Genomic DNA, 5,508 nt, shown 5'->3' on the forward strand with positions numbered 1-5,508 from the left:
GGGCTTGGCATCATCGACACGCAGGGCTTTGCCTTCACGCTGAACGGCGTGGTGGACGGCGCTGGCTCGGTCACCAAGATCGGCAGCGGCAATCTGGTGCTGAACGGTGCGAACACATTCACCGGCGGCAGTTTCATCAACGTTGGCACAGTGACGGTTGGCAACAACGCGGCGCTGGGCACTGCGCTGGTGACGATGGCGAACGGCACGGTACTGGCCAACAACACCAACAACCTCGCGCTCGCCAACGCCTTCAGCATCGGCAATGCCACCATCGCCACCGGGTCCAACAACTTCACGCTGAACGGCGTGGTTGGCGGCTCTGGCCTGCTGACCAAGACCGGCAGCGGCGTGCTCGTGCTGAACGGGGAGAACAGCTATACCGGCGGTACGGCCCTGACGGCCGGCACCATCCGGGTTGGCACCAGCCTGGCGCTCGGCACTGGCGGCGTTGCGGCGGCGGCAGGGACAACCATTCAGGCTGGCAATGCCGGCGTCACCCTGGCGAACAGCATCGCCATGGCCGGCGGCATGACAGCTGACAACAACGGCCAGCAATTCGGCTTTGGCGGTGTCGTGTCCGGCGTTGGGCCATTGACGGTCATTGACAGCACGGGCGGCGCTGCCGGCGTGCTCACCCTGTCGGGCACCAACAGCTACACCGGCGGCACCGTCGTCAACGCCACGGCGGTGCGGGTGGCCGCGGATGTCAACCTTGGCAACGCGGCTGGCAACGTGACGCTCAATCGCGGCACGCTGTGGACCACGGCCAGCTTTGCTTCGGCGCGCACTATCGCACTGGGCACCGGCGGCGGCACCATCCAGGTGGCACCGGGCACGGCCTTCACGGTGAACGGCACCATTGCCGGCACTGCGCTGACCAAGACCGGCTCGGGCGAACTCGTGCTCAACACGCTGAACTCCTATCTTGGCGGCACCAGCCTCAACGCTGGCACCATCACGGTTGCCAATGATCTGGCGCTTGGCCTTGGCACGCTGGCGATGGCGGGCGGCACCACGCTGAACACCGCCACCAACCTGGGCACCACACCAAACAGCCCGACGGTGACGCTGGCAAATGCCGTCACCACGGCCGGTGCCGGCACGGTGAATGCCAATACCGGGCTGAACCTCGTGCTGAACGGCGTTGTTTCCGGTGCGGGCTCGATTGCCAAGACCGGTGCAGGCCTGCTGGTGCTGAACGGCGCCAACAGCTTTGGCGGCGGCACGGCGCTGGTTGGCGGCACCATCCGCACCGGCACTGGCACGGCGCTGGGCACTGGCGTGCTCACCACGACGGGCGGTACCACACTGCAGGCGGGCAACGCAGGCCTGACGGTGGCCAATGCCATCACGCTGGGTACGGGCATCACCACGGTCGATACACAGGCCTTCACCTACACGCTGTCGGGCGTGGCTTCGGGTGTTGGCGGCGTCTCGAAGATCGGTGCTGGCATCCTGAACCTGACCGCGGCGAGCACCTACACAGGCGCGACCACGGTGGCGGCAGGCACGCTGAATGTAACGGGGTCGCTGGTATCGGCGGTCACGGTCAACAGCGGCGCTGCCTTGACCGGCACTGGCACGGTGGGCGCGCTCAATGTGCTGGCGGGCGGCTTGGTGGCTCCGGGTGCGCCGGGCACCACCGATACGGCAACCATCACGGTTACCGGCGCGGCCACGCTGGCCGGCACCTACACTGCCAACATCACGACATCGACCAACGACCGCATCTCCGCGGGCGGCGTGATGACCGTGGGCGGCACCTTGGCAGTGGTTCCAACCGTTCCGGCGAGCTTCAGCCAGTTCAACCAATCGTTCACTGTGGCCAGCGGCTCCAGCCTGACCGGCACGTTTGCGACCGTCTCCGGGCTTGACCAGTTCGGCATCGCCTTCGCGCCGGTGGTGTCTTACACCGCAACCCAGGCCAATATCCGCCTGGCGCCGCAAAGCCTGGAAGTGCTCGGCAACCGCTTTGGCGGTGTGACTGGCAATGCGCTGGAAGTGGCACGTGCCTTTGATCGTGCCGTGGCCGGCGGCTACAATCCGCAAGCCTTCTTCAACGTCTATGCCAATGGTGGTTCGGCGCTGCCGCTCACCCTGCGGCAGATGTCGGGTGAACAGCGCGCCACGGAACGCCGTGTGGTGCTGGATACCAACCGTGTGTTCCGCGAATCGGCACTTGATCGCCTGAACAGCGGCACCGCCTCGCTGGGCGGCCAGCAGGTGAGCACCAGCGATGGTGATCGCACGCTGACCTTCTGGCTGCGCGGCGCTGGTTCGTGGGGCAAGGCGCAAACCAATGGCGCCGCCACGGCCTTCACCACTGAACAGCGCGGGGTCATCACCGGCCTGGATTGGGCGAAGAACGGCGTGACGGTGGGCGGCATGTTCCACTACACCAGCACCGATATCGAATATCGCCTGCTGGCAGGCAGCTCGACGGTCGAAACCGTCGGCGGCACGGTCTATGGCGGTTATCGCCGCGATGGCGGTGTGGTGGTGAACGGCGGTATCAGCATCTCGGGTGCGCGCACCAACGGCAGCCGTGCCATCACCCTGCCAGGCTTTGCGCAATCGCTGGCGGGCACCACCAACGGCAACACCTACCAGTTCTTTGGCGAAGCCGCCTATGATCTGGCAGCATCGGCCGACACGCGGATCGAACCGTTCGCCCGCCTGGCCTATGTGAAGGCTGATATCGGTACGTTGGCTGAAACCGGCGGTGTGGCGGCATTGGCAGCCGGCAAGCAGGGTTATGACATCACGGTCATCAACCTTGGTGCCCGCGTCGGTGCCAATGTTGCCGGCGGCAAGGTTGCGCTGAACGCCGGTGCTTCGTGGCAGGGCACGTCGGGTGACCGCGATGCAGCCACGGTGATCGGCATCCCGGCGGTTGGTCAGAACGGCCTGATCCGTTCGGTGCAGATCGACCGCAGCGCGCTGTCCCTGCAAGCCGATGCCGGTGTGAACCTGTCGCAGACGATCCGCTTCAGCCTTGGCTATTCGGGGCTGATCGGCAAGCGCAACGACGACCATGGCGGCCGTGCCACCCTGAACGTCGCGTTCTAAGCAGGAACCGAACATCTGGAACGAACAAGGCGGCGGTTCCCACACGGGGGCCGCCGTTTTGCTGTGGCGGCGCTGCGAAATGGCGCATGCGCAGCCCGGCATTGACCGGGCAGTGCACAGCCTTATCAAGGCGGCATGACCCAGCTCGCCAATTTCATGTCCGACAATGCCGCTGCGGCCTGCCCGGAGGTGATGGCTGCGGTCATGGCCGCCGGCCCGGCACAGCCCGCGGGCTATGACGGCGATGATTGGTCGCGCCGGCTCGATGCGGTGTTTGAAGAATTGTTTGGCCGGCCCTGCGCCGTGCTGGCCGTGGGCACCGGCACGGCCGCCAATGCGCTGGCGCTGGCCTGCCTGGTGCCGCCGTGGGGCGCAGTCGCCTGCCACACCGAAGCGCATGTGCATGTGGACGAATGCGGCGCGCCCGAGTTTTTCACCGGCGGCGCCAAGCTGCTGCTTTGCCCTGGCGATCATGGCAAGCTGACGCCGGCCAGCGTGGCCGCCGGCCTGTCCAGCCACCGCGGCGATGTTCACCAGGTGCAGATGGCGGCGCTGTCGATCACCCAGGCCACCGAATGCGGCACGGTGTACCGCCCGCATGAAGTGGCGGCGCTGGCGGCCCATGCCCGCGCGCAAGGCTGGCGCGTGCACATGGACGGCGCGCGCTTTGCCAATGCCGCGGCCTTTCTGGGCGGCAATCCGGCCGACATGGTGGCGGATGTCGATGCGCTGAGCTTTGGCTGCATCAAGAATGGCGGGCTTGGCGCTGAGGCCATCGTGTTGTTCGATTGCAGTCTGGCCGATCAACTGCGTTGGCGGCGCAAGCGGGCCGGGCAGATGCCATCGAAGGGCCGCTTCAATGCGGCGCAGATCCTGGCAATGGTGGAAGACGGCGTGTGGCTGCGCAATGCCGCCGCTGCCAATGCCGGCGCGCAAGTTCTGGCGCAGGCAGCCGGGGAGCGGCTGCTGCACCCGGTGGAGGCCAATGAGGTGTTTGTGCAACTTGCCCCCGGCGAACCGGAGCGGCTGCGCGCCCAGGGCTTTTTATTCTATGATTGGGGCGCCGCCGATTCCAATGAAGCGCGGCTGGTGGTGAGCTGGGACACGCCCGCCGAGGACGCGGCGCGGCTGGCTGCCGCGCTGGCTGCCGGTTGATGGCGGATGCCGTAACCGCCCCCAGCGATGGCCGTTTCACCCCGCAGGCGTGGGCGGCCTTTGCCGGCTGCACGCTGATCTGGGGCTGCACCTGGTTTGTGATCCGCACGCAATTGGGGGAGGTGCCGCCCAGCTGGTCGGTCACCTGGCGGTTTGTGCTGGGCGCTGTGGTGATGTTCGGGCTTTGCCTGGTCCGGCGCAAATCGCTGCGCTTGTCATGGCGTCAGCATGGCTTTGCCGTGGTGGTCGCCATCAGCCAGTTCGTGCTGAATTTCAATCTTGTCTACCGGTCCGAGCAATATCTGACGTCTGGGCTGGTCAGCCTGACCTTCGCGTTTCTGCTGGTGAGCAATACGCTTCTGGCGGCGGTGTTTCTGGGCGCGCGGGTCACGCCGCGCTTTGTGGTGGGCAGCGCCATTGGCCTGTGCGGCGTTGGCCTGTTGTTTGCGCCGGAATTGGGCCGGCCGGGCGGGAACCAGATCGGGCTGGGCTTGGCGCTGGCCTTTGGCGGTGTGCTGTCGGCCAGCATCGCCAATGTGCTGCAGGCGACGCGCTATGGCCGATCGATGCCGCTGGAGGCCGGGCTGGCCTGGACAATGGCGTGGGGCGCGCTGCTGGATGGGCTGCTGGCGTGGACGCTGGATGGGCCGCCGGTGTTTTCGCTGGCGCCGGCCTATCTGGCGGGGCTGGCTTATCTCGGCATTGTGGCATCGGCTGTTGCCTTCAGCCTTTATTATGTGCTGATCCGCACGGTCGGGCCGGGCCAGGCGGCGTGGAACGGGGTGGTGGTGCCGGTGGTGGCCATGGGCCTTTCGACTGTGCTGGAGGATTGGCAATGGACTGGCACCGCTGTGGCCGGGCTGGTGCTGGCGCTGATTGGGCTGGCCATTGCCCTGCGCGCCAAATCTGCAAGCGCGTAGTTTCCCTTAGGGGTTGATCCCGATTCCGCGCGGCGACGCGATTTGGAACACTGGCACCACGAATTTGCTGGTTGGGAGACCTCACATGAAATCGATTCTGGTGCATATCGAAGGTGACGATGGGCAAGGTGCGCGGCTGAACGCGGCGTTTGATCTGGCGCGGGCCTGCAACGGCCATGTCGTGTGCCTGTCGGTGATGCCTTATGCGGCCTATGCGCTGGGTGATCCGGCGATGGGGGCATTTCCGATCACCACCTTGATCGACGCGGTCGAGGCCCGCCGCAAGGAAGAGCGTATCGCCGTCGAAGCCCGGCTGGCGCGCGAAGGCGTCAGCTGGGAATGGCGATCGGCAGATGGTGAT

General features: G+C 66.2%; 4 protein-coding genes. All 4 read left to right on the plus strand.

Going from position 1 to position 5,508, the window contains the following annotated elements:
* Positions 1–3,072: autotransporter domain-containing protein (locus ABWP50_RS11955; protein WP_353218215.1), on the plus strand; the 3,072-nt coding region annotated here is incomplete at its 5' end.
* Between the two features lie 135 nt (positions 3,073–3,207).
* On the plus strand, positions 3,208–4,227 hold the full coding sequence (locus ABWP50_RS11960) for a threonine aldolase family protein (protein WP_353218216.1): 1,020 nt from the start codon (positions 3,208–3,210) through the stop codon (positions 4,225–4,227).
* A complete protein-coding gene (locus ABWP50_RS11965; protein WP_353218217.1) occupies positions 4,227–5,147 on the plus strand; it encodes a DMT family transporter in 921 nt (306 codons plus the stop codon). Before ABWP50_RS11960 ends, ABWP50_RS11965 begins: the two co-directional genes overlap by 1 nt.
* 85 nt (positions 5,148–5,232) lie before the next feature.
* A partial coding sequence (locus ABWP50_RS11970) for a universal stress protein (protein ID WP_353218218.1) occupies positions 5,233–5,508 on the plus strand: 276 nt, incomplete at its 3' end.

The organism is Sandarakinorhabdus sp., assembly GCF_040398645.1.
Classification (GTDB): Bacteria; Pseudomonadota; Alphaproteobacteria; order Sphingomonadales; family Sphingomonadaceae; genus Sandarakinorhabdus.

Bases quoted from the DNA above. Each gene is read 5' to 3' on its own strand.
- ABWP50_RS11960 (WP_353218216.1), top strand. From the start codon at position 3,208: ATGACCCAGCTCGCCAATTTCATGTCCGACAATGCCGCTGCGGCCTGC.
- ABWP50_RS11965 (WP_353218217.1), top strand. From the start codon at position 4,227: ATGGCGGATGCCGTAACCGCCCCCAGCGATGGCCGTTTCACCCCGCAG.